We start from the raw sequence: 23503 nt of genomic DNA, 5'->3' as shown, positions 1-23503 counted from the left end.
TTAAGCGGTTGCCTGTTCGATAAATTCTTCGACTTTACTCTGCCCTGCGGCGTCATCCAGACCGGCCCAGCGCTCCGCAATGCGCAGTTTGATGGCAAAAGCAAAAACACCGGGGAAACCGAATGGAGCAGCCAAAGCCAGCTCGTCCGCCTGCGCCCAGCGGATACGATCCAGCTCGGCTTCCTGCTCCAGCGGGTTGGCGCGCGTAAAAGCGTCCGCCACCGTTTTTTCAACCGACATATTGAACCCGTCGCATGGGCGGATAAACCGGGCCGCATCGGTATTGCGGTTTTTGGCGCGAACCCGCACCACGGCATTGCGCAACTCAACCTCGCCATTCCACCAGCGCCGCGAAACATCACTGTCCGGTGAGCACCGGTTTTCGAATGCGGCTTGAAGTGCCGTCACATCTTCTTCTGCCAGCCATTCAGTGCAAGCCGCTAAAAACGCCGCGCGGTTCACCAGCGGCTTTTCGCCGAAGCGCAAATACGGAAGCGAGGCGACTAGATACCAGTGGTTCACGATTAGAAGTTCTCAATACACAATGTTCAACTTTCAATATTCAAGTTTAGAACATCCTGCACTTAGCCCTTTCCCTGTTCATTGAGCATTGAAAATTGTTTGTTGATTATTTTCCGGGTTCCTTCGCCACGCGGCTGACGATGGCGGCCAGTTTGGGACGCAGGAAGGCGGTCAGCGAAGCCGCGATGGCTTCGCTGGTAAAATCCAAATAGACGTGATCGTCGGCAAAACTGACCTTGAATCCCTTCAGGATTTCCTTATCGGTGTGCAGCTCAATACCGTGAATCATCTTCTCGCGGTATTTGTTAGCGAAAAACGTCGCCATCTCTTTCTGGTCGGCTTCGCTGATCAGCAGTTCGATGCGGGTCTCACCGTGGTTCGCGGCACAGGCCTCGGCCATCTTCACCATCATCTGCTCCAGCACTTCGATCTTCAGCGCGGAATCCACCGACTCGGCGATAATGTCGGCAATAATGTTTTCAATCCCCTGTCCGACGGTAATCAGCAGGTCGCGGGCGGCCTGTTCGAGGGTGGCCGTGCTGCGCTGCGTGTAAACCTCGGCATCCGTTTCGGCTTTGGCAACCAGTCCTTTGGCCTTGGTTTCAGCCTCGCGCACGGTCTGCGCCGCTTTAGCTTTGGCCTGCGCAAGAATCTCGGCAGCCTGTGCCTCGGCTTTTTCGACACCTTCCTTGCGAATCTGTTCGAGTAACGGTTGCAGTTCTTCAGCCATAAGCCACTCCGGTCGTTTAGGTGAAAATGAAGCGGAAGTCTAAAGGATGCCCGCCTTCCTGCAAGCTTCTGATGAATAAAACGGGGGTCTTCGCGGGTTTAACGCCGTACTATGACACGAAGAAAACCATCCCTGCCGGATCAAAGTTCAGGCTGTATTGTTATACCGGCAGATCCGGCGGCAGTTCATCCGCAGTTGATTCACGGCTGGCGGTGTATTCACGCATCAGCGCATAGCCGACAGCCAGCAGCACCGGTCCCAGAAAAAGACCGATAAATCCGAAAGCCACCACGCCGCCGACTGCGCCCAGCAGAACAATGATAAACGGCAGATTCGATCCCCGGCTGATCAGATACGGGCGAACCAGATTGTCGATGCCGCTGATAATGAAAATGCCCCAGACGATCATGAAAATACCCCAGCCGGGATGTCCTGCGTTAAACAGCCAGAACGCTGCCGGAATCCAGATACACGGCGGGCCGCCGGGAATCAGTGCCAGCAGGAATGTCAGCAGACCCAGCAGGAACGACGACGGCACGCCCGCCACCCAGAATCCGATCGCCGCAGCAATGGCCTGAGCCAGCGCCGTGCCGATAATGCCGTAAACGACACTGCGAACCGTATTGCCGGCGATGGACAGCAGGCGTTGTGAAACGTCACCGGCAATACGCTGCGCTCCGGCAGAAATTCGCGCCGATACTCTTTCGCCGTCCCGGTAAAACACGAACATGATAATCACGCTCAGTATCAGCTGAAGAACTCCTTTACCGAAATCAATGCTGTGAGCCAGCAACCATCCCCCGGCCTTCATCCCGACAGACTTCACACTGGTGGAGAGCCAGCCGGTATCCTGCGCAATTCCCGGCCAGGCATGCTCGATCGCCCGGCCGACCCACGGCAGTTGCTTCACCCATTCAGGAGCATTGACCGGCAGCCCGCCTTGCAGAGCACGAAACAGTTCTTCCAGCCGCGATACATTTTCCGTCAGCGTGATTCCCGCCAGCACAAACGGGAAAACAAGAATAAGCGCGATCAGCGCGGTCATGGTGAAAGCGGCCAGCGTGCGGCGCCCTTTCATCCAGCCTTGCAGTTTCAGCAGTAGCGGCCATGTAGTAAAGGTCAGCACAGCGGCCCACAGGATGGCCGACACAAACGGACGCAGTACCAGCAGACATCCGACCGCCAGAAAAGCCGCCGCCGCTACTGCCGCCACCGCTTCGATCCGGTTCATATTTTTCAACATCATCGTCAGTCTCCTTTACTTCACCCATCCACAGCAAATGGACAGTAACAGGATTTCCTGCGAAATTGCCAGATTCAACATTGGTTGACCGCCCTTCGCTATTCAAACCCGCCCTGCCGTCAGAAACTAACGGCCAGCACCGGCACCGTCAACCACAACGAACTCCCGAAGTGCGATAAAAGTGACTTTTGGCGGCCTGAACTATTGCGCCGGAGGGGGCTCGCGTGCTATCAAGTTCCAATGTACCTGAAATCTGTAGAGCTTGTTGGTTTTAAAAGTTTCGCCGAAAAAACCCGTCTGGAGTTTGAACCGGGTATGACGGCGATTGTCGGCCCGAACGGCTGCGGAAAAAGTAACGTCTCGGACGCGATCCGCTGGGTGCTCGGCGAATCCCGCCCGACCGCCATTCGCGGCTCTTCGATGGAAGACTGCATTTTTAACGGCACCGATTCCCACAAACCGCTCGGCATGGCGGAGGTCACCCTCACCCTCGCCGACTGCGAAAAGGAGCTCGATCTCGGACTGAACGAAGTCAGCATCACCCGCCGCGTTTTCCGTTCCGGCGAAAGCGATTATTTCATCAACAAAAAAGCCTGCCGCCGCAAAGACATCCAGCGGCTGTTCATGGACACCGGGATCGGCACCGACGCCTACTCTGTCATGGAACAGGGTAAAATCGACCGCGTTCTTTCCTCGCGCCCCGACGACCGCCGCGCCGTTTTCGAAGAAGCGTCCGGTATCACCAAATATAAAACCGACAAGCAGGAATCTCTCCGTAAGCTCGAACAGACCGAAGCCAACCTGCTCCGTCTCGCCGACGTAATTCGCGAAGTGAAGCGTCAGATTATTTCCCTCCAGCGACAGGCCGGCAAAGCCCAGCGCTTCAAGGTCCTGCAGGAAGAACTCCGCGCGCTGGATATTTATTCCACGCGCCACCGCCTCAAACAGCTCAGCACCCGTATCGACGAAATCCGCGCCCAGCTCGAAACCTCCCGCGTCAAAGTGGACGAAACCCACCGGCGCATCGCCGCCGCCAACGGCGAAACCGATGCCCTGCGCGCCGAACTCCAGCAGCTCGAAACCGCGATCGGCTCGGCGATGGACGATTCGATGCGCGTTAAAAATGAACTCGAACGCGCCCAGCAGACCATCCGTACCAACGCCGAACGCATCACCGAACTCGAAACGCTAGCCCAGCAGAACACCAAAGAATCTGAAGAGGCGAAAAGCCGCCTGACCCAGCACCGCGCTTCGCTCGAAGAAGTTGTACAGATGATGCAGTCCGCCGAAGCCGAACGGCTGAAGGCTAAGACCGAACTGGAAACCGCGACAACCCGTCAGCGCGAAACCGAAGCGCAGGTTCATTCAGGCCGTGAAGCGCTGAACCGTCTGCGCAACGAATCCATGACGCTCGACCAGCGTATCGGACGCCTGCAGAACGAACTTTCCGAAATCGACGCCAAGGAGCGCGCCGGTGTGATCCGCAAGGAACAGCTCGCCGCCGAAAAGAGCGGACTCGAACGGGCGCTGGCGTCCTATCAGGAACGCGGCACTCAAATGGCCGCCAAAGCGGAAGAACTGAAAGCGGCCGTCGCCGCACAGCAGACCGCGATGGCTGAACTGCGCGACCGCCGCTCGTCCGCCGCCGAAAAAATCCAGACTCTGGAAAAAGAAATTTCCGAACTCCAGCGGAAGCTGGCCGACAAAAACGCCCGCCTCGAAATGGTTTTTGAAGCCCGCAAAGAAGGTTTCCCCGCTGGAGCCCAGCACCTGCTGGATCGCGGCGACGAAAACGTCGTCGGCCCGCTGGCCGAACAGTTTACCGCCGCGTCTGGTTTCGAAACCGCGCTCGAAGCGGTCCTCCGTCCGTGGATGGATGCACTGGTTGTCCGCACCCGTTCCGGCGCACGCAACGTTCTCACCCTGCTGGCCGAAAGTAATCAGGGCGCGGTACGCCTGCTCGCCGCCGAAGGCGACGCTCCGGCCGCTGCCGAAAATTCACTGCTCGGAAAAATTTCCTGCGCCGACGAAGTCCGCCCGCTGGCCGCGCGACTGCTCGCTAATGTTTTTGTCGCTGAAACGCTTCAGGCGATTCCGCTCACCCTGCCCGCCGGTTCGGTGTTTGTAACCAAGCGCGGCGAACTGCTGACCGCCGAAGGCACCGCCGAACTTTGGAAACCCGAAGAAGGCGAAATCAATCCGCTGGGCCGCCACCATTTGCGCGAACAGTTGCAGGGCGATATCCAGACCTTGGAAAAAACGCTGGCCGATAAACGTAAACTGCACGAAGCCCTGCGCGCCGAGCAGAACGGAACCGGCGACGCGCTCGAAGCCGCTCAGCGCGAACTCGATGACCGCCGCCGTTCCCTCGCCGTACAGGAAGGTGAAAGCCAGGTCATTGCCCGCGAACTGAAACAGGCCCGCGAACGGGTCGAAACCGTCACCTACGAATTTAATAAACTGATGGAGCAAAAAGGTTCCGGCGAAGACCGCCGTACCGCCGTTGCCCGCGAAGGGGCCGAAGCGCGCGATAAGCTGGCGCAGACCCGCCAGCAGATTTCGACCCAGACCGAAACGCTCAACGCGCTCGAAGAACTGCGCGCCACCGTGCTTTCCGAAACATCCGAGTGCCGCGTGCAGTATTCCCAGCACGAACAGCGGATCGAATCGCTCAAGAGCCGCCGCCAGCCGCTCGAAGCGCGGCTGAAAGAACTGCAGGAACTGATCGAAGAACGGACACGCGGCGTCAGCTCCTACCAGCAGCGCGTCGCCCAGCTCAAAGCCGCCAGCAGCGAGGCCGAGCAGAAAGTTGCTCCGCTCAGCGCCGCCGTCGCCGCCGCGGAAAAGAAACTGGCCGAAGCCCGGCAGGTACGCGAAGGCCGCACCGCCGCCCTTTCCGAACGCGAGCAGACTCTCCGTACGCTTCAGAGCGAAATGGAAGAAATGCAGAACGGCAAAACCAAACTCGAAGTCGAACTGGCGGAACAGCGTATGCGCCACCAGAACTCGCTCGACCGGTTGACCGCCACTTGGCACATCACGCCCGACCAGCTCGCCCGCGAGCCCGCCCCGAAATGGGAAAACGATGTCGAACCGGCGATGGAAGAAATTGAAATTCAGGCCGCTGAACACCGCGCTAAGCTCGAATCCATGGGCCCGGTTAATCTGGTCGCCATCGAAGAACACGCCGAACTCGAAGAACGCTTCGCCTTCCTCAGTCAGCAGGAAGCCGACCTGATCAGCGCCAAAGACCAGCTTGTCGAAATGATCAAAAAGATCAACGCCACGACCACCGAACTGTTTAAAGACACGTTTGACAAGGTGAACGAAAACTTCGGCATCATCTTTGAACAGCTCTTCGGCGGCGGCGCGGCCAAGCTGGTCTTGGTGGACGAAACGGACGTACTGGAATCCGGCATTGAAATTATCGCCCGGCCTCCCGGCAAAAAGCTCCAGACCATTTCGCTGCTCTCCGGCGGCGAACGCACGATGACTGCGGTCGCCCTGCTCTTCGCGCTGTTCAAAGTTAAGCCGAGCCCGTTCTGCGTACTCGACGAAATGGACGCGGCGCTCGACGAAGCTAACGTCAGCCGGTTCGTGAAAATGGTCAAAGGCTTCCTGACGCAATCGCAGTTCATCCTGATCACGCACAGCCGACAGACCATTTCAGCGGCCGACGTGATCTACGGCGTAACCATGCCCAACCGCGGCGTCTCGCGCACCATGTCCATGAAGTTTTCCGACTATCAGGACTCCGACGCCGCCAAGCCATAATTCTTCCAAGGAGAAGTTCCGGAAATGATCTGCAGGCGGGAATTCATCGGTGAAGCACTGGGCACCTTTTTGCTGGTGCTGTTCGGATGCGGATCGGTCGCAGTTTCCATTCTGTTTAATGCGTATCAGAGTTTGATGCAGATCGCTCTGGCGTGGGGAATCGGCGTGACGCTGGCGATTTATCTCACGCGGCATCTGTCGTGTGCGCATCTCAACCCGGCGGTGAGCGTGGCGATGGCCGCCAGCGGACGCATGCCGGTTCGGAAACTGCCGGTCTATATCACCGCCCAGTTCGCTGGCGCGATTCTCGCCGGTCTGACGGTGTACGCGCTATTCGCCCCGTCCATCGCGGCCTACGAAAATGCTCACGGCATTGTGCGCGGCACGGCGGAATCGGTGGCGACCGCCCGAATGTTCGGCGAATATTATTCCGGCTCCGGCGCCGTTGTTTCTCTTCCACTGGCCATCGGCGCGGAAGCGTTTGGTACGTTCCTGCTGGTACTGATGATTTTTGCGCTGACGGAAGGCTGTAATGTCGGCCGCCCGGACAATGCGCTGGCACCGGTATTCATCGGCCTGACCGTGACATCCATCATTTGCCTGATCGCGCCGCTGACTCAGGCGGGACTGAATCCGGCGCGCGATTTCGGCCCGCGTCTGGTGGCCTGGCTTGCGGGCTGGGGCGACGCCGCATTTCCAGATCGCTCCGGCGGGTTCTTTTATGTTTACATCGCCGCCCCGTTAGTCGGCGGCGTAACCGCCGCGCTCTTTTTTATTCACATATTGGAGAAAGCCATGAAACAACCTGCCAATTCCTGCTGCTGTGCGCCGGATAAAACCGACGCCGCAAAAAAAACGTCCTGCGAATGCGACTGCTCGACGGATAAATCCGTATCTGCAACCAAATCGGCCTGCCAGTGCGATTGCTCGACAGACAAGCCCCGGTCATCCGGGTGCTGCTGTTAGATAACTGCGTCGTCACGGAAAACAAGGCATGATGCATAGCCGTCAAATTGACGATCTCAACTGCGTCATCCGCTTTCTTGCCCGGCAGGATTTGACGGAGCTGACTTCCGCCGAACTGTTCGCCCGGCGCGGCATCCGTCAGGTCGACCGCCTGATTCTGCTGGGCGGCATCACGTCGCCCGACTTTGCCGAGATCACCGCCGAAGCGTTTCATAACGGATTCGCGGCGGGGCTGATGGTGGTCGGCGGAATCGGGCACTCCACGCAAAACCTGCGCGACAATATTGCCCGCCATCCGCGCTACGGAAAAGTTCCGACCGTAGGCCGTCCGGAGGCCGACATGCTGTTTGATATTCTGACGACCTTCCTCGGCGTCCCGCCGGAACGGATTCTGGTCGAACGCCAATCCACCAACTGCGGAAACAACGCAACCTTCGCGCTGGAAGTCGCACGAAAAGAAAATGCTGTGCCCCGGACGGCGGTTATCCTGCAGGATCCAACGATGGAGCGCCGAACCTGTGAAGCGTTTTTGCGCGGATGGGAAACTGAGCCAACCACCTTCGACTGCGTCGCGCCGGTCATTCCGCTTCTGACGGTTCAGAACGGAGCAATCGCTTTTGAAAATCCGGTTCACGCCGGATATTATAAAATGGACGGCTTCCTGAAGCTGGTAATGGGCGAAATCCCGCGACTGCGTGACGACGAAAACGGCTACGGCCCCAAAGGACACAATTTCATCAATCACGTCGATATTCCGGCCTCCGTGCTGGATTCTTTCAACCGGCTGACCGAAAACTTTTCCGGCCACATCCGTCCAAGGTACACACCTTATAGCACTTAACAATTGAGATGCCGTGCGATTCGCTTGTAGGACGCGGTTGCCACTTCCTTCGGGCGTTGCTTCACGATAGTGAAGCCTCTCTCCCCTTGGTCGAGTCCCGTATTCGGGAGCGTGTGTGCTCCTGCCCGTGCATGGGACACAAGCTCTCTGGATACAGAGAAGCTCGTCCTACAAAATATGGGTGCGGCATTTCATTCGTGAAATGCTCTAATCAGGCCCTGAACTATTTTTTCTTTTTGCCGGATTCGAAGTAGCGGTCGGTTTCGTCTTTGATCACCTTGGACAGCACCAGCAGCCCGATCAGATTCGGAATCGCCATCAGCCCGTTCATCAGGTCGGAAACATTCCAGACCAGCTCCAGCTTGGTCATACAGCCGACCATGACCGCCGCGATGAAAATAATGCGGTAGATGCGGATGGAGCGCGGCCCGAGCAAATACTCGATCGCTTTCTCGCCGTAATAGTTCCAGCCGATCAGCGTCGAATAGGCGAACAGCGCGGTGGAAATCGCCACGATAATCCGTCCCGTTTCACCCAGCGTTTCGGCAAAACTGGCGCTCGTCAGTTCGCCGGGAGCGATACCTTTCGTCCAGGACGTCGCCGTCAGAATCACCAGCGCGGTCATCGTGCAGACCACCAGCGTGTCAATAAACGTCTGAGTCATGCTCACCAGCGCCTGCTTGACCGGATCATGCGTACGGGCCGCTGCGGCGGCGATCGGCGCGGAGCCCAACCCGGACTCGTTGGAAAACACGCCGCGTGCAATCCCGAAACGCATCGCGGCGGCTATCGTGGCTCCGGCGAATCCTCCGGTGGCCGCCGCCGGAGAAAACGCGTGGCGGAAAATCAGCATGAAGGCGTGTGGAATCTCGCCTGCGTTCAGCACCAGCACCACCAGCGAGGCGATCACGTAGCCGAGAATCATCACCGGCACGAGGAACGAGGTGAATTTGCCGATGGAGCGGATGCCGCCGATAATCACCAGCGCCGTCAGCACCATCAGCACCAGCCCGGTGATCCACGGTTCGACATGAAAGACCGTCGCAAAAATTCCGGCGGTCGCATTGGCCTGCGTCATATTGCCGATCCCGAATGTCGCCAGCGCGGTAAAGATGGCGAACAGCGTTCCGAGCCACGGAAGGCCGACGCCTTTGGAAAGATAATACATCGGGCCGCCGCGCATTCCGTGCGGGCCGTGTTCGCGGTATTTCACCGCCAGCACCGCCTCAGAATACTTCGTCACCATCCCGACCAGACCGGTCATCCACATCCAGAACACCGCGCCGGGGCCGCCGAGCGTAATCGCCGTCGCCACGCCGACGATATTGCCGATACCGACCGTCGCCGCCAGCGCCGTCATCAGCGCCTGAAAATGGCTGATATCGCCCGCGTGGCCGTGGTCTTTTTCCCAGATCATGCGGAACGCCATCGGCAGAGCACGAAATTGCAACCCTTTGAGCCGGATCGTCAGGTAAAGGCCAGTTCCGACCAGCAGAATCAGCATCGGCGGACCCCATACCCAGCCCGACAGAATGGAAATCAGTTTTTCAAATGTTTGCATAAGAGTTTTTCCTCCGGATGAATGCGGAAAGTGTTAAACATTCCGACCGCCGTCTGCAAGCGAACAGAGAGTTTTTAACCGCGAATGGACGCTAATCAGCACGAAAGTACTGCCGGAACTCAGCCGTATCCCGGCGTGGATCCGGCAAATCCGGTCGCACCGCCCGCCTCTAAGCCGGATCTACGAGCTCCGCTCTAAGTTCCGGCTTTACTCAATTGCCGGAAAATTCCCGGCGGCGATTGATTTGCTCCCGCCCAAAGCCGTTAATGCCGTAAGGCGCCTATTAATTATCGACTCCGTCCCCACTCCCCAAACGGCGGACTGCCTTCCAGATTTGTAATGCGGCCCTTTTCGACATCAAGCGTCTGGCCGCTGATCGTCACCTGAAAGTACGGAGTGTGGCAAAGTTTCCAGTCGTTGGAAGAAAGTTTTTCGATGATCGAAAGAAGCTCCACTTCTGTGATATTTTTCTCAACGTAGGACAGGCTTCCAGCCTGTTCAGACAGGCAAGATGCCTGTCCTACATTCCTGCCATACATCTCACGGAACGTTTCAATCAGCGCAGCGGAAATTTTTTCAACCGTCAGCTCCGGCGCAAATGTTGAAAGATTGGCGACGTCCGCCGGAACGGAAGCGACGGCTTTGGTTTCGATTCCTTCAATTTCGGAGCCGAGGTAGCGGCCCAGCCGGTTCAGATCGCTGTTCACCAGCAATGTGCCGTGATGCAAAACGTGCTGTCCGCGAAAGCTAAAAGCCTGTCCGGAAAATTTCTTTCCATCCACCGCCAGCGAGTTTTTCCGAAGCTTGGAAGCTTTCACTCCGAATTCTTCCAGAGTTTGGAAAATCAGTTCGTACTGCTTTTCTTCGCGGTATTCTGTACGCGGCACAATGACGCCGACGTTCAGATTGCCTTCGTCGTGATAGACCGCTCCGCCGCCGGAAATACGCCGCGCCAGCGGCACGCCCTCTTTTTCCATCAGCGACAACCGGCATTCGCGCCACGGATTCTGGTTTTTACCGATCACCACGCACGGCGCATTGACGCAGAGAAACAGAATCGGCCCGCGCCCTTCGGCGTGGTCGAGCAGCCACTCTTCCACCGCCAGATTGCGGTACACATCCGTGCTTTGGGATTGAACAATTAACATGGGCCGAAAACTACCAGCTCCCCGGCGCTTCGGCTACAAAACTCTGAAAGAGCGGAGTGACCGTCTGCTCGTGAACTCCATCGGTTTCCCCGTGACCGGATCCGTGAATTCAAGGCGGTGCGCCAGCAGCTGCATTGGCCGCTGATAATCATCCCCGTCGATGTCTGAATACTCCGAATACAACGGGTCGTCGATAATGGCCGATCCGATCGCACAGAGATGGACGCGCAGTTGATGTTTTTTTCCCGTTACCGGTTGCAGGTGGAACAACCCGATCCCGTCACGGCGGTCAACGAGATTAATGATACTCTCCGAATTGACCGGCCCATCCGGAACAATCTGCATATGAAAATGGTCGCGGGGTTCCATGCGCGCCTTAATGTGCCAGTGAGTTTGGTCGGTCTCCGCCGGAAGAGTTCCCGCCGCGAGGTAAATCTTTTTTACCAATCCCTCCTTAAACATCTGCTGGTACAAACCACGCTTTGAACAGTTTTTTACGCAGAGCACCAAGCCGGCGGTTGATCGGTCGATCCGGTGCGCGCTGCCAAGCTCTTTATATCCATACTTGGCGCGCAGTCGCGTGATCAACGTCTCGTTTACATATTCCCCTGCAGGATGAACCGGCAGAAAATGGGGTTTATCGGCCACCAGAAAGTCGTCATTCTCAAAGATCACCTCTTCCTCAAAGGGAATCTTTGTTTCATTGATGACCTCCCGGAAATAACAGATGCGGCGGTGCGCCTGATAAGGGGTAACAAAACCGATCAGCTTGCCATCATCGAAACGCACCTTGTTGAGTTCGATCCGTTCGCGCCAGACCGGTTCCGGAATGCGCGGGAACCGAAACACAATAAACTCATAAATGGTCGCAAAGCCGCCGCCCTCAGGAAGAGTCACATAAGACGGAATCGCCGATTTGCTGTATGAATTCATCCGTGCGAACTGTACCTCAAAACCTCCGCGTATCAATACGGACAACCTGAAAGCGCCGTTTTATCTGCGAAACCCGGCGAGACGCGCAGAATCGTAAAACAGGATTGACTCGACCCGCACTGAACGCCAAGCTGTTGCGGCAAAAGGACACATTCCATGAGCCAGAACAAGTATCTCGATAAATTTATGAGCACCTTTCCTTTTGAAGGGCTCACCTTTGACGACGTCTCCCTCATCACCCAGTACGCCGACTTCCTGCCCGGCGATACCGACATCACCAGCCGCCTGACCGCTAATATCAAGGTGAACATTCCGTTCCTCAGCGCGGCGATGGACACCGTGACCGAAGCCGACATGGCCATCGCGATGGCGCTTCACGGCGGCATCGGCGTCATCCACAAAAATCTCGATCCAGACCGGCAGGCGGGCGATGTGGCTCGCGTTAAACATTATCTCAACGGACTGATCAGCAAGCCGGTCACGTTCAACATCAACCAGACGCTCGCACAGATTCAGCATCACCGGCTGGAAAAAGGCTACAGCTTCAGCGGCTTCCCGATTCTGGACGACGGCGGCAACCTCGCCGGCATTCTGACCACCAAAGATATTAAGTACGCCGCCAATAAAAATGTCCACGCTGGCGACATCATGACAAAGGATGTCATCACCGCGGCAGAAGGCACCGACCTGCGACAGGCCTACGAAATCATGAAGGCCAATAAAATCGGCAAACTGCCGCTGGTTAAAAACGGCAAGCTGATCGGTCTCTACAGTTACACCGACGTCGCCGACCTGATCGAAAACACCCGCCCGCTCTATAACCGTGACGAACACTACCGCCTGCGCGCCGCCGCAGGCATCGGCCCCGGCGACTATGTCCGCGCCGAAGCCCTCGCCGGAGCCGAAGTCGATGTGCTGGTCGTTGACACCGCGCACGGCCACAGCAAAGGCGTGATCGAAATGACCGCGTGGGTCAAAAAGAATCTTCCCGGTATCGACGTCATCGCGGGCAACATCGCCACCGGCGAAGCAGCGCTCGCTCTGCGCAAAGCGGGCGCAGACGCCGTAAAAGTCGGCATCGGCCCCGGCTCCATCTGCACCACCCGCGTCGTCGCCGGAGTCGGCATTCCGCAGATCAGCGCGATTTATAACTGCGCAGATGCGCTCAAAGGTTCTATTCCGATCATCGCCGACGGCGGCGTCCGCCACTCCGGCGACATCGCCAAAGCGCTCGTCGCCGGTGCGTCCAGCGTCATGATGGGTTCCGTTCTCGCCGGTACCGACGAAAGCCCCGGTGAAAAAATTCTTTACGAAGGCCGCCAGTTCGTCGTCTATCGCGGCATGGGCAGTCTCGACGCCATGAAGTCGCGCGAAGGCTCCCGCCAGCGCTACGGACAGAAAGACGGCGCAGAAGACGATCTCGTTCCGCAGGGTATCGAAGGTGTTGTTCCCTACGCCGGAGCCGTCAGCAAAATGCTCAAGCAGTACAGCGGCGGCCTGCAGGCCAGTCTCGGCTACTGCGGATGCCGCACCATTCCTGAACTGCAGGAAAACGGACAGTTCATCCGCGTTTCCCACGCCGGAGCGCTCGAAGGCCACGCCCACGACATCAAGATCACCAAAGAAGCCCCGAACTACCGGCGGTAGGGAATGCCGAATATCGAACAAGGAACTCTGAACTCCGAAGGGCGGGTGAAAGGCTCTTCACTTAGAAATTCGTTATTCTCTGTTCGGTGTTCTGCGGTTCTCCTTGTCGTCCTGACATCCGGCTGTACCAAAATGATTACCACGCCGATTAAAGCCGCCGGAAAAGTAGCCACCACGTCGATCGGCGTCGCCGGAGATGTCACCGTAGCTGGCGTAAAAGCCGGAACCAAAGTGGCAAAAAGCGCCGGAGGAGACTCCACGGCCGTTCAGGCGGCCGCTCTGCTGGCCAAGTAACATGAACCATCTAAAAACAGCTTTAATCCAGATGAACCCCGCCGTCGGGGCGCTGGAGGAAAATGCCGGACGCATGATCGCCGATGCCGAAGGCGCGGCGGGAACCGGCGCACAGCTGATCGTTTTTCCGGAACTGGCGCTGTGCGGTTATCCGCCGGAAGACCTTGTCCTCCGTCCGCAATTCATTCAGGACTGCGATAAACAGCTCAAGCGGCTGGCGGATAATCTGCCGAAACAGGTTTACACCGTCGTCGGCGCGCCGCTGACCGACGGCACCGGCCGCTATAACGCCGCCGTGGTTTTTCACGCCGGTAAAGTCGTCGGCATCTACCGCAAAATGCTTCTGCCGAACTACGGCGTCTTTGACGAAAAACGGGTCTTTGATGCAGGAAACGAAGCCTTCACTTTTGACGCCTTCGGCACCAAAGTCGGCATTCACATCTGCGAAGATTCGTGGCAGCCCGACGGCGACGCCTGCCGCGCACTCGCCGCTGAAAGGCCGGAACTGGTGATTAATCTGTCGGCGTCACCATATCACCGCGGCAAGCGGTTTGAGCGCGAAGCGGTTTTCGCCGCCGCCGCCAGGAAACTCAACGCGGCGCTGCTCTTTTGCAATCAGGTCGGCGGACAGGATGAACTGGTCTTCGACGGCGGCAGCGCCGCTTTCGATGCCGCCGGAAACGTCACCGCCCGCGCTCCGCTTTTTGTTGAACACACGCTGATACCGACCGTTGTAGGACAAGCTTCTCTGTATCCAGAGAGCTTGTGTTCTGCATGCGAGCAAAATGACACACGCTCCCGAATACGGGAAGCGCGTCCTACAAGTTCCAAGGATTGGGACTCGCTCGATCCGGTCGAGGAGGTTTATGAAGCGCTCAAGCTCGGTCTGCGTGATTATGTAAACAAGAACGGCTTCAAGAAAACCGTGGTCGCCGTCAGCGGCGGAATTGATTCCGCGCTGGTACTGACGCTGGCGGTTGACGCGCTCGGCAAAGACCGCGTCGCCGCCGTCACCATGCCGTCGCAGTATTCATCAAACGAAACCCTTTCCGACGCCGGACTGATCACCAAAAACCTCGGCGTTGAATTCCACACCATTCCGATTTTCCCGATCTACGAAAAATTCACCGGCGCGCTGGCCGAAGTCTGGAAAAGCGCGCAGCCGGATCTGACCGAAGAAAATCTCCAGGCGCGCATTCGCGGTACGCTGATTATGGCGCTCTCGAATAAGTTCGGCTGGCTGGTGCTCACCACCGGCAATAAGAGCGAGTTTGCCACCGGCTACTGCACGCTCTACGGCGATATGGCTGGCGGCTTCGCCGTCATCAAAGACGTTCCGAAAACACTGGTGTTCGATCTCTGCCGCTGGCGCAACCGGCAGGGCGTTGTCATTCCGCCGTCCACCATCGACCGTCCGCCAACGGCTGAACTGCGGCCCGACCAGAAAGACAGCGACTCGCTCCCGCCGTACGACGTGCTCGATCCGATTCTCGAAGCCTACGTCGAAAAAGATATGGGCGTCGCCGAAATGCTCGCCGCCGGATTCGACGAAGCCGCCGTGCGTAAAGCCGTCCGGCTGGTTGACCTCAGCGAATACAAACGCCGACAAGGTCCGCCCGGCATTAAGATCACACCGAAAGCCTTCGGACGTGACCGCCGCATGCCCATCACCAACCGCTACCGCGGGTAACTGGATCAATAAAGATGAATAGATTGCTGTTTACTGCTGGAATTCTTCTCGTGGCCATAATCCTCTACTTCCTCGGTAATTTTGCTATAGGGAAAAAACGAGAAGGAGGTTTTCGTGTAATTGCATTTGTTGCAGGCCTGCTATGTTGCGGACTCGGAGGACTTTTCCTTAAAGACCTGATGTCGGGAACTCCATCCAATCACACGCTCTGTTTGATAGTAGGCTCCGGACTTACCCTATTTGGAATATCATTGGTCCTGATGTCCCTTCTCGCGAGTAACAGTACCGTCAAAAAAATCGTCGACGGCCTGTCGTGCGGCCTATAAAAACGCTCAAAGAACTTTCCAATAGCAAGGGCTGGCGGGCGGTGCGGAAAACGGTTATACATCCTGCCAGTTTCTAGAACCTTCTAGCCTGAATAATTCATGAATGAATTATTCACCCCGGAGGGGCTTCGACAGAACCCTTGAAAGGGTTCGCTCAGGGCTAGCCTTGAGCGAGCCAAGGGCGAGTCGAAACCTGCAAGACGAGCATAAGCTTGATTTGCAGGTGGCTATGAAGGAAGTGAATAGATCAGGCTAGGAGTTAATTATGGTTAAAATTCTTTGCATCGGTGCGGGTTATGTCGGCGGGCCAACCATGGCGATGATCGCCAAGAAGAATCCGAAGGTCAAAGTGACCGTGGTGGACATCAACCAGAAGCGCATCGACGCCTGGAACTCCGACACATTGCCGATCTACGAGCCGGGTCTCGACGAGGTGGTTAAGGCCGCCCGCGGCAAGAATCTCTTTTTCTCCACCAACGTGGTGAAGGGCATCAAGGATGCCGATATTATTTTCGTGAGCGTGAACACGCCGACCAAAATGTTCGGTCACGGCGCGGGCTGCGCCGCCGACCTCCAGTACTGGGAAAAGTGCGCCCGCCAGATTCTGGAAGTTTCGACTTCCGATAAAATCGTGGTCGAAAAGAGCACCCTGCCCGTCCGTACCGCCGCCGCGATGGAACGTATTCTGAACAGCGGTAAGAACGGCGTGCATTTCGACGTTCTCTCCAATCCGGAGTTTCTCGCCGAAGGCACCGCCATCGCCGACCTCGAAAACCCCGACCGTATTTTAATCGGCGGACATCCGACATCTAAAGGCAAGAAGGCGATTAAGGCGTTGGCAGATGTTTACGCCGCATGGGTTCCGCCGGAAAAAATCCTGACGACCAATCTCTGGTCGAGCGAGCTTTCCAAGCTGACGGCCAATGCGTTCCTCGCCCAGCGCGTCAGTTCAATCAACAGCATTTCCGCGCTGTGCGAAGCAACCGACGCCGACGTCGGCGAAGTGGCGCGCGCCATCGGCATGGACAGCCGGATCGGCCCGAAGTTCCTGAAAGCCAGCGTCGGTTTCGGCGGATCGTGCTTTAAGAAAGACATCTTGAACCTCGTTTACCTCTGCGAAAGCTACGGACTGCACGAAGTGGCCGAATACTGGCGGCAGGTTGTGAAGATGAACGAATATCAGGAACGCCGCTTTGTCGCCCGGATGCTCAAGGAAATGTTCAACACGATTGCCGGCAAGCGGATCGCGCTGTTCGGTTTCGCGTTTAAGGCCGATACCGGTGATACGCGCGAAAGCCCGGCCATCCTGATCGCCCGCGAACTGCTGGCGGAAAATGCCGAAGTGGTGATCACCGACCCGCAGGCCATGGAACACGCCAAGGTTGATCTGGCCGATGTGATCGACCGCGTCAAGTTCGAGGCTGATCCGTACAAGGCGGCCAAAGGCGCGCATGCCATTGCTCTGCTGACCGAGTGGAAGGAATACAAAACGCTCGACTATAAGAAGATTTTCGACGGCATGGTTCAGCCCGCGTTTCTGTTCGACGGACGCAATCACCTCGATCACAAGGCGCTTCACAAGGTCGGCTTCAACGTCTATTCCATTGGCAAAGCCGCGCGGAAGCACATCTGAGACTTCGGCAAGCGGGACGCTTGCGGTACACGTATCGCCGCCGTCCCGGCGGCTTTGGTGTGATACTCACCCGCAGAAGATAAACAGCGCCATCAGGACGAAGAAAAGTCCGAGGAGAAGCTTGGAGACGACTACGTTCCGGCGGCTCCAGGCGAGCAGCGTTTCCGTCCGCAGGCCGAAGTAAACCGCGGCGAATACGACAACCAGCGGCAGAATAAACAGCGCGTTATAAAGCAGCAGAAGCATCCACGCCCGGAATTCGGAGAAGGCGCTGTCTTTCAGAATCAGAACCAGCGTCGGGACATAGACCTGCCCGGTGCAGACACTTTCCAGTACCGTCACCGCGCAACCGATCAGCAATCCGCCCCAGATGATGCTGGTACTGCCAAGTCCGCGGCGCATGACGTCGTGAATGCGCTTCTTCATGCCGGCGGAAAGCTGAAGCGTCACATCGGCGGCGCGGCCGGTTTTCCGGAAGCGAATGGCGTCGCGGAACGACAGGACGGCGAGAACCAGCAAGGCCGTGACCATTCCCAATTCCACCGCGCTGCGCAGTGCGGTAAAGCCGGAGAACAGATGTATGATGCGGAACAGTCCGAAGCCGATACCCAGATAGGTCAGAAATGAAGCGGTACAGAATGAGATTCCCAGCAGGATGAGCTGGCGGTTCCGGACTTTAGCAACTGCCAGCAGGCTCATGAAAAAGACCAGCGTTGAAATCGCGCACGGATTGATTCCGTCAATCAGTCCGGCGGCGATCACCGCGGAAAACGTAAATCCGCTGTACCATTTCTCTGCCAGATCCGGCGCGACCGTTTGCGTCGCCGGACTGACGGTGCTTTGGGTCAGCAGATTGGAGACTGCGGCGAAAAAATCCTCGTGCGACGGCGATGGGCCGAAAACAACCTGCCGGTTGACGATCAGGTAAGCCCGATCCGGACTTGTATAGCCCAGCTCATGCTCCAGCTGGAGCAGATGCAGGAAGTTTGTCTCGACGCCGATGTCATGACGCCGAATTGAGCAGGTTCCGGGAAACCTCTTTCCGATCTCCGGAAGAAGCTCCGTTTCGATCCGCTCGCACTCATGACAGCCCGGCTCGAAAAAGAAATCGACCTGTACCGGCTCCGCGCCGCGCGCGATTCCGCAGAGAACCATGGCCGCCAGAATTCTAAAAATGGTCTTCGCGTTCATCACGGACGGCACTGTACACCGGCAGCCGATTCCCTGCCAAGGCTGTTACCAACTTTGCGGGGGAAGTTTATTTTAAATGCGCGGCGGTGTGGTTAGAATCCGGCGGCAATGAAGATTGGATTTTCAGCTTTTGTAATGCAGGGCGGGCGCTCCGGCGTGGCTTCCTACATCCGCGAACTGCTCCGGCACCTCCAGCAGGAGGATCCGGTCAGCCGGTACGACATCATGATGCCGATGCGCGAAGCCGAGCTGATTAAGCTGACGTCGCCGAATTTCCAGAAGCGGCTCTATTCGGATTTTATTTCCCATCCGGTGGTCAACATTGCGTGGCACAACACCGTTCTTCCGGTTCTGGCAAAACTCAGAAAGTTTGACCTGCTGCATGTGCCAAGCTACCGGCGGATTCCGCTGGTAAAGGAATGTCCGATTGTCGCGACCGTTCACGATGTCGCCACGCTTTCGATGGACGCCAAATATGATGCCGCGCGAATGTTCTATAACCGCCGCATTGTTCCATCGCAGATTCGCAATGCCGACCACATCATCACCGTCAGCCATTATTCCAAGAAGGACATCGTCGAACGCGTCGGCGTTGCGCCGGAAAAAATCACCGTGCTCTACTCCGGCATCAACCATCAGATTTTCTGCCCTGCGGAAAAATCATCCGCCCGCGCACAACTCGCCGAAAAGTACAAACTCGACAAGCCCTTCATCGTTTATGTTTCCCGGCTGGAGCATCCGGCGAAAAATCACGTCCGGCTGATCGAGGCCTTCGAACAGTTTAAGACGGCAACCGACAGCCCGCATAAACTGGTCCTGCCGGGAGCCGACTGGAACGGCGCGGACGTGATTCGCGCACGCGCCGCCACCAGCCCGGTACACGACGATATTCTTTTCCCCGGCTTCGTGCCGTTGGAGGATATGCCGCTTTTCTACAACGCCTGCGACCTGATGGCGTTTCCGTCGCTTTTCGAAGGCTTCGGCTTCCCGATCATTGAAGCGCTGGCTTGCGGAGCGCCGGTGATCTGTTCCAACACGTCCTCCATGCGCGAAATTGCCGGCAATGTGGTGCCAAAGTTTAATCCGCACAGCACGGAGGAAATTTTTCAGTGTCTGGAAAAAACGCTTTCCGAAGGCTGGAGCTATGCGAAACGCCGCCAAGGCGTTGAGTATGCGGCGGAGTTTGACTGGAACCGCACGGCAAGGCAGACTCTCGACATCTACGAAAGGGTCGCCGGATTATGAGTCGCGTCGCCGTCATCATGCGCTCAAAGAACGAGATGCCCTATCTTCCGGAGGCCATCGCCAGCCTGAGGCGTCAAACGTTCAAAGACATCGAGCTGTTCGCGGTAGATTCCGGCTCGACGGACGGGTCGCTCGATATTTTGCGCAACACGATTAATCCGGAGCACCTGATCTGTATTCCGCCGGAATCATACCTTCCGGGTAAGGTGCTGAATGATATGTCGGCGCGTGCCACGCAGGAGTTTATTGTTTTTCAGAATGCCGATGCGATTTTCCAAAGCGAAGACGCGCTCGAAAAATTGCTCCGCCCGCTGTTTGACGGCGAAGCCGACGCCGTGATGAGCGCACAGGTCACGCGCTCCGACGCCCGCTTCATCATCACCTACGATTACCTGCGCGCCTATGATCCGAAAAACATCAAGGGTGACAATGCCGACTTTTTTTCCGCCGTCACCTGCGCGTTCCGGCGCGATCTCTGGCAAAAAATCAAATTCCCGGAAAAGGGTTACGCTGAAGATGTCGCATGGGCACATGAATGCCGCGCACAGGGCGCACGATTCAAGCTGGCAGCCGATTCCGTTGTGGAGCATTCCCACAATTACACGCTCAAGGAGCTTTACCGAAAAAAATTCCGGCACGGACTGCGGTTCGCGCACACCTATGGCCGCCGGACGAATCTGTTTTCCCAAACCATGGAACTCTGCAAGGAGTGGGCGCGCGATTTGTTTTATGCCCTGCGCAAAGGACGGCCCGATACAATTCCCTATAACATCGCCTATCGCGCCGTCATCCATACGGCCCTCTACCGCGGACTGAAAGAAGGCTCCCGTGGGTAAATATTCCGTCAAAGGGTCTCCGGCATTCGATGCCCGCATTGACGCAGACATGAAACGTATCGCCGACGCGTTGTACGCATCGCCTTTTTCAAGACATTGGATGGCGCTGATCCTGCTCGGCGGCTATGGACGCGGCGAAGGATCGCCGATGATCGGCCCCAGCGGACAAGAGCTCCCCTTCAACGACTACGACTTGATTGTGGTGACCGATACACTGGATCCGCTACTGAAGAGGGCTCTCAAAAAACTGGAGAAAGAACTTTCCGGAGAGATCGGCCTGCCGGTTGACCTCTACCCTTATCTTTCCTCCGCACTGCCGAAGTGCGAATTTTCCCTGCTCAACTACGAAATGAAATACGGCCACCGGGTGATCCGCGGAAATCAAAAAATTCTCAGCGCCATGCCGGCTTATCCGCGCAACGCCATTCCGCTTTCCGAAGGTACGCGACTGCTGATGAACCGGGGTAAACTGCTGCTCGATATCAAACGGCGGCTCGCCCAGCCGGAAATACTGACACACGATGAAAAAGAGCGCTTTTTGAAGTTCCTTTTCAAAGCCGATCTTGCCTTCGGCGACTGCGCGCTGCTGATGCGCGGCGCTTACGACCCCTCGTATGTTGTTAAACGGCACCGTCTGCCGGAAATCGATCTTTCCGGGCTGGACGATGCGCGAACCTTCATGAGCGCCTACAGCCAAGCGATTGATTTCAAGGAACGGGTCGATTTCCAGGCTCTGGACAACGGAAATGTCCATTTGCGCTTTGCAGAAACCGTGCAACGTTACGAGCAGTTCTTTCTCTGGTATGAGCGGCGCCGGCTTAACCGGAAGTTCCAGACACTGGAAAAATATGCTCACTATTTTCCGCACCTCGGAAAAGAAGGGTCGCCGGTGAAAAACACAATACACAACCTGCGCACCTTCGGGCCGGGCGCTCTCCGCTATGGATTTGCTCACCCCCGCCTGCGGCTTTATGCGGTGCTGCCGTTACTGCTGACGAAACATGCGGATCGCGATGTCATCGGCCACCTGCTTTGTTCCTATGAAACCGAATTTGAAAAACTGTGCAGTGAATTTTATGCCCTTCAGCAGAGATTCTCATGAAAAAGCCCAAGCTGAGTCTTTTCATTTTTATTGATGCGTTCGGCCGGGAAATTTTTCTCCGGCACCCGTTCTTCCTGCACGGGTTGATCCGTGACCACAAAAAACTGGATACCATTCTGGGCTATTCTTCGGCGTGCGACCCGTCCATTATTTCCGGCAAGCTCCCCAGTGAACATTTGATGTGGTCGTCATTCTACTATGACCCGAAAGGCTCGCCGTTCAAGTGGACAAACGTGCTGGCGGTTTTGCCAGACATCATTTTCCGGCGCGGACGGGTTCGGCACTATCTAAGTAAAATTATTAAGAAGACTCTGGGGTTCACCGGTTATTTCCAGCTCTACGGCGTACCGTTCAAAATTCTGCCGCTGTTCAACTACGCCGAAAAGAGACGTATCTGGGAGCCGGGCGGATTGCTGCGCGGCGAAACCATTTTTGATGAACTGGTGCGGCGCGGCATTCCGCACTACGTTCACGACAGTGCGGTAAGCGATGAAACCAAGCTGGCACGCCTCACGACCGACATAGAAACACAACGGATTGAGTTTGCCTACTGCTCCCTCGGAAAGCTGGATGCCCTGATGCACGCTGTCGGCACACACGACCCGAAAGTTACAGAACTGATTCACAGGTACGATCTGCAGATACGTCAACTGATTGCGACAGCGGAAAAAAATTATGACGAAGTGGCGTGGTATGTTTTTACCGACCACGGCATGCACGATGTCACCGCAGGATACGACTTGATTGCCGACATCAAAAAAACCGGCCTGCGCTGGAATAAAGATTATGTCGCATTCTATGACTCTACGATGGCGCGGTTCTGGTTTCTCAATGACGGCGCGCGACAGGCGATTACAGCTCTATTGAGCCGTCACCCGAAGGGCCGGGTTCTGACCGATGACGAGCTGAAACGCGAAGGCGTATGGTTTGGGAACGGCATGTACGGCGATCTTATTTTTCTGATTCATTCAGGTCTGCAAATCGTTCCCGGCTTCATGGGCGTCAAGCAAATCAAAGGGCTGCACGGCTACGACCCTCAGGATGCGGATTCCGCCGCCTCTATTTGTTCCAACCGTGAACTGCCGGCAGACTTGACAAACATCCGCCAAATCTATCATCTAATGCACAAGGAGCTTGGCTTTAGTGACTGAAAAAACTCAAGAGTTTGCCGCGAAGGAAAAGGACGCCGTTCTGGTTATTGACGACGACGCGTTCATGCTGAAAGTTCTCTACCGGGTTCTTCAAAAAGAATACGTCATCTATCAGGCCGGATCGGCCGAAGAAGCCGTTGAGGTTCTGCGCGGACGGAATATCAAAGCCATCCTGTGCGACCATATCCTGCCGGGCCAAAGCGGCCTCGACTTTCTGGTCACACTAAAACAGCGGAATGCCCAGATCAAAAGCGTACTCTTCAGCGCAGCGCTTGAAACTGATCTGTTTATTAAAGCCATTAACGAGGGCCAGATTTTCCGTTTTATAAAGAAGCCTGCCTCGCCTGCCGACATTCAGCAGGCCGTCCATGCGGCCGTACGCCAATACGATATCGAATCCTTACAGCAGCAACTGGCGCTCAACCAGAAGGAAATTGACAAGCAGGTCTACAGCGCACCTTACTGGCTTTACCGGCTACGAGTGATCTCTCAGCAATCCTTCCGCTACGGCGCGCCGCTCTTTGGCAACATTCTGGCGCTCATGCTGGCTCTAGGAGTCCTCGCCCTGAGCGTTGGCATTTGCATTATGCTGATTATCTATTTCGTAAAAAGTTATCTGGGAATCGACATTTTCAGTCAAAGTCATTTTCTGACCCGCTGAGCCCCGGTT

19 protein-coding genes are annotated in these 23503 nt (G+C 56.5%); 12 read left to right on the top strand and 7 right to left on the bottom strand.

The features are described from left to right. From HOO88_01870 to HOO88_01860, 3 genes are all read right to left on the bottom strand, one after another. Nucleotides 1–522: a DUF2764 family protein gene (locus HOO88_01870; protein NOU35513.1), complete on the bottom strand. Its 522-nt coding sequence runs from the start codon at nt 520–522 to the stop codon at nt 1–3. A 106-nt stretch (nt 523–628) separates the two neighbouring features. Beyond that, nucleotides 629–1252: a hypothetical protein gene (locus HOO88_01865; GenBank protein NOU35512.1), complete on the bottom strand. Its 624-nt coding sequence runs from the start codon at nt 1250–1252 to the stop codon at nt 629–631. A 160-nt stretch (nt 1253–1412) separates the two neighbouring features. After that, on the bottom strand, nt 1413–2483 hold the full coding sequence (locus tag HOO88_01860; protein ID NOU35511.1) for an AI-2E family transporter: 1071 nt from the start codon (nt 2481–2483) through the stop codon (nt 1413–1415). A gap of 252 nt (nt 2484–2735) precedes the next feature. Here HOO88_01860 and smc point away from each other — a divergent pair, with 252 nt between their 5' ends. Genes smc through HOO88_01845 form a run of 3 tightly spaced genes read left to right on the top strand, consistent with a single transcriptional unit; the run spans nt 2736 to nt 8076 of the window. Beyond that, complete coding sequence (smc, locus tag HOO88_01855; GenBank protein ID NOU35510.1) at nt 2736–6269, top strand: chromosome segregation protein SMC; 3534 nt, start codon at nt 2736–2738, stop codon at nt 6267–6269. A 24-nt stretch (nt 6270–6293) separates the two neighbouring features. Continuing rightward, nucleotides 6294–7235 carry an aquaporin family protein gene (locus tag HOO88_01850; protein ID NOU35509.1) on the top strand — a complete coding sequence of 314 codons (942 nt, stop codon included), beginning with the start codon at nt 6294–6296 and terminating at the stop codon, nt 7233–7235. 28 nt (nt 7236–7263) lie between these two features. Continuing rightward, nucleotides 7264–8076, top strand: coding sequence for a YdcF family protein (locus tag HOO88_01845; protein ID NOU35508.1), 813 nt, complete (start codon nt 7264–7266; stop codon nt 8074–8076). 223 nt (nt 8077–8299) lie between these two features. On the opposite strand, the gene HOO88_01840 is transcribed toward HOO88_01845, so the two are convergent. From HOO88_01840 to HOO88_01830, 3 genes are all read right to left on the bottom strand, one after another. Then, complete coding sequence (locus HOO88_01840) at nt 8300–9637, bottom strand: sodium:alanine symporter family protein (GenBank protein ID NOU35507.1); 1338 nt, start codon at nt 9635–9637, stop codon at nt 8300–8302. Between the two features lie 287 nt (nt 9638–9924). Beyond that, the gene (locus HOO88_01835) at nt 9925–10785 is read right to left on the bottom strand and encodes a lipoate--protein ligase family protein (protein ID NOU35506.1); all 861 of its coding nucleotides are present in this window, start codon (nt 10783–10785) and stop codon (nt 9925–9927) included. 33 nt (nt 10786–10818) lie between these two features. Beyond that, on the bottom strand, nt 10819–11718 hold the full coding sequence (locus HOO88_01830; GenBank protein ID NOU35505.1) for a pseudouridine synthase: 900 nt from the start codon (nt 11716–11718) through the stop codon (nt 10819–10821). Between the two features lie 156 nt (nt 11719–11874). Here HOO88_01830 and guaB point away from each other — a divergent pair, with 156 nt between their 5' ends. From guaB to HOO88_01810, 4 genes are all read left to right on the top strand, one after another. Continuing rightward, nucleotides 11875–13365 carry an IMP dehydrogenase gene (guaB, locus tag HOO88_01825; protein NOU35504.1) on the top strand — a complete coding sequence of 497 codons (1491 nt, stop codon included), beginning with the start codon at nt 11875–11877 and terminating at the stop codon, nt 13363–13365. 132 nt (nt 13366–13497) lie between these two features. Continuing rightward, nucleotides 13498–13659: a hypothetical protein gene (locus HOO88_01820; protein ID NOU35503.1), complete on the top strand. Its 162-nt coding sequence runs from the start codon at nt 13498–13500 to the stop codon at nt 13657–13659. A gap of 1 nt (nt 13660) precedes the next feature. Further along, nucleotides 13661–15349 (top strand): NAD+ synthase, encoded by a 1689-nt coding sequence (locus HOO88_01815; protein NOU35502.1) that lies wholly within the window; start codon nt 13661–13663, stop codon nt 15347–15349. 591 nt (nt 15350–15940) lie between these two features. Continuing rightward, nucleotides 15941–17308: a UDP-glucose 6-dehydrogenase gene (locus tag HOO88_01810; protein NOU35501.1), complete on the top strand. Its 1368-nt coding sequence runs from the start codon at nt 15941–15943 to the stop codon at nt 17306–17308. 66 nt (nt 17309–17374) lie between these two features. Here the strand turns inward: HOO88_01810 and HOO88_01805 are convergent, their stop codons facing one another. After that, nucleotides 17375–18499 (bottom strand): hypothetical protein, encoded by a 1125-nt coding sequence (locus tag HOO88_01805; GenBank protein NOU35500.1) that lies wholly within the window; start codon nt 18497–18499, stop codon nt 17375–17377. A 108-nt stretch (nt 18500–18607) separates the two neighbouring features. Between HOO88_01805 and HOO88_01800 the strand changes: the two genes are divergently transcribed. From HOO88_01800 to HOO88_01780, 5 genes are read left to right on the top strand one after another with little or no spacing between them, the layout of a single operon-like run. Further along, entirely contained in the window at nt 18608–19744 is a 1137-nt protein-coding gene (locus HOO88_01800; protein NOU35499.1) for a glycosyltransferase family 4 protein, read from the top strand. Next, on the top strand, nt 19741–20580 hold the full coding sequence (locus HOO88_01795) for a glycosyltransferase family 2 protein (GenBank protein NOU35498.1): 840 nt from the start codon (nt 19741–19743) through the stop codon (nt 20578–20580). The genes HOO88_01800 and HOO88_01795 overlap by 4 nt, the downstream gene beginning before the upstream one ends. Further along, nucleotides 20573–21682 carry a hypothetical protein gene (locus HOO88_01790; protein ID NOU35497.1) on the top strand — a complete coding sequence of 370 codons (1110 nt, stop codon included), beginning with the start codon at nt 20573–20575 and terminating at the stop codon, nt 21680–21682. The genes HOO88_01795 and HOO88_01790 overlap by 8 nt, the downstream gene beginning before the upstream one ends. Then, on the top strand, nt 21679–22833 hold the full coding sequence (locus HOO88_01785; protein NOU35496.1) for a hypothetical protein: 1155 nt from the start codon (nt 21679–21681) through the stop codon (nt 22831–22833). Before HOO88_01790 ends, HOO88_01785 begins: the two co-directional genes overlap by 4 nt. After that, nucleotides 22826–23494, top strand: a complete 669-nt coding sequence (locus HOO88_01780; GenBank protein ID NOU35495.1) for a response regulator — start codon at nt 22826–22828, stop codon at nt 23492–23494. Before HOO88_01785 ends, HOO88_01780 begins: the two co-directional genes overlap by 8 nt. The last annotated feature ends 9 nt before the right edge of the window (nt 23495–23503 follow it).

The organism is Kiritimatiellaceae bacterium, assembly GCA_013141415.1.
Taxonomy (GTDB): domain Bacteria; phylum Verrucomicrobiota; class Kiritimatiellia; order Kiritimatiellales; family Tichowtungiaceae; genus Tichowtungia.
This window is presented reverse-complemented; position numbering and strand designations above follow the sequence as displayed.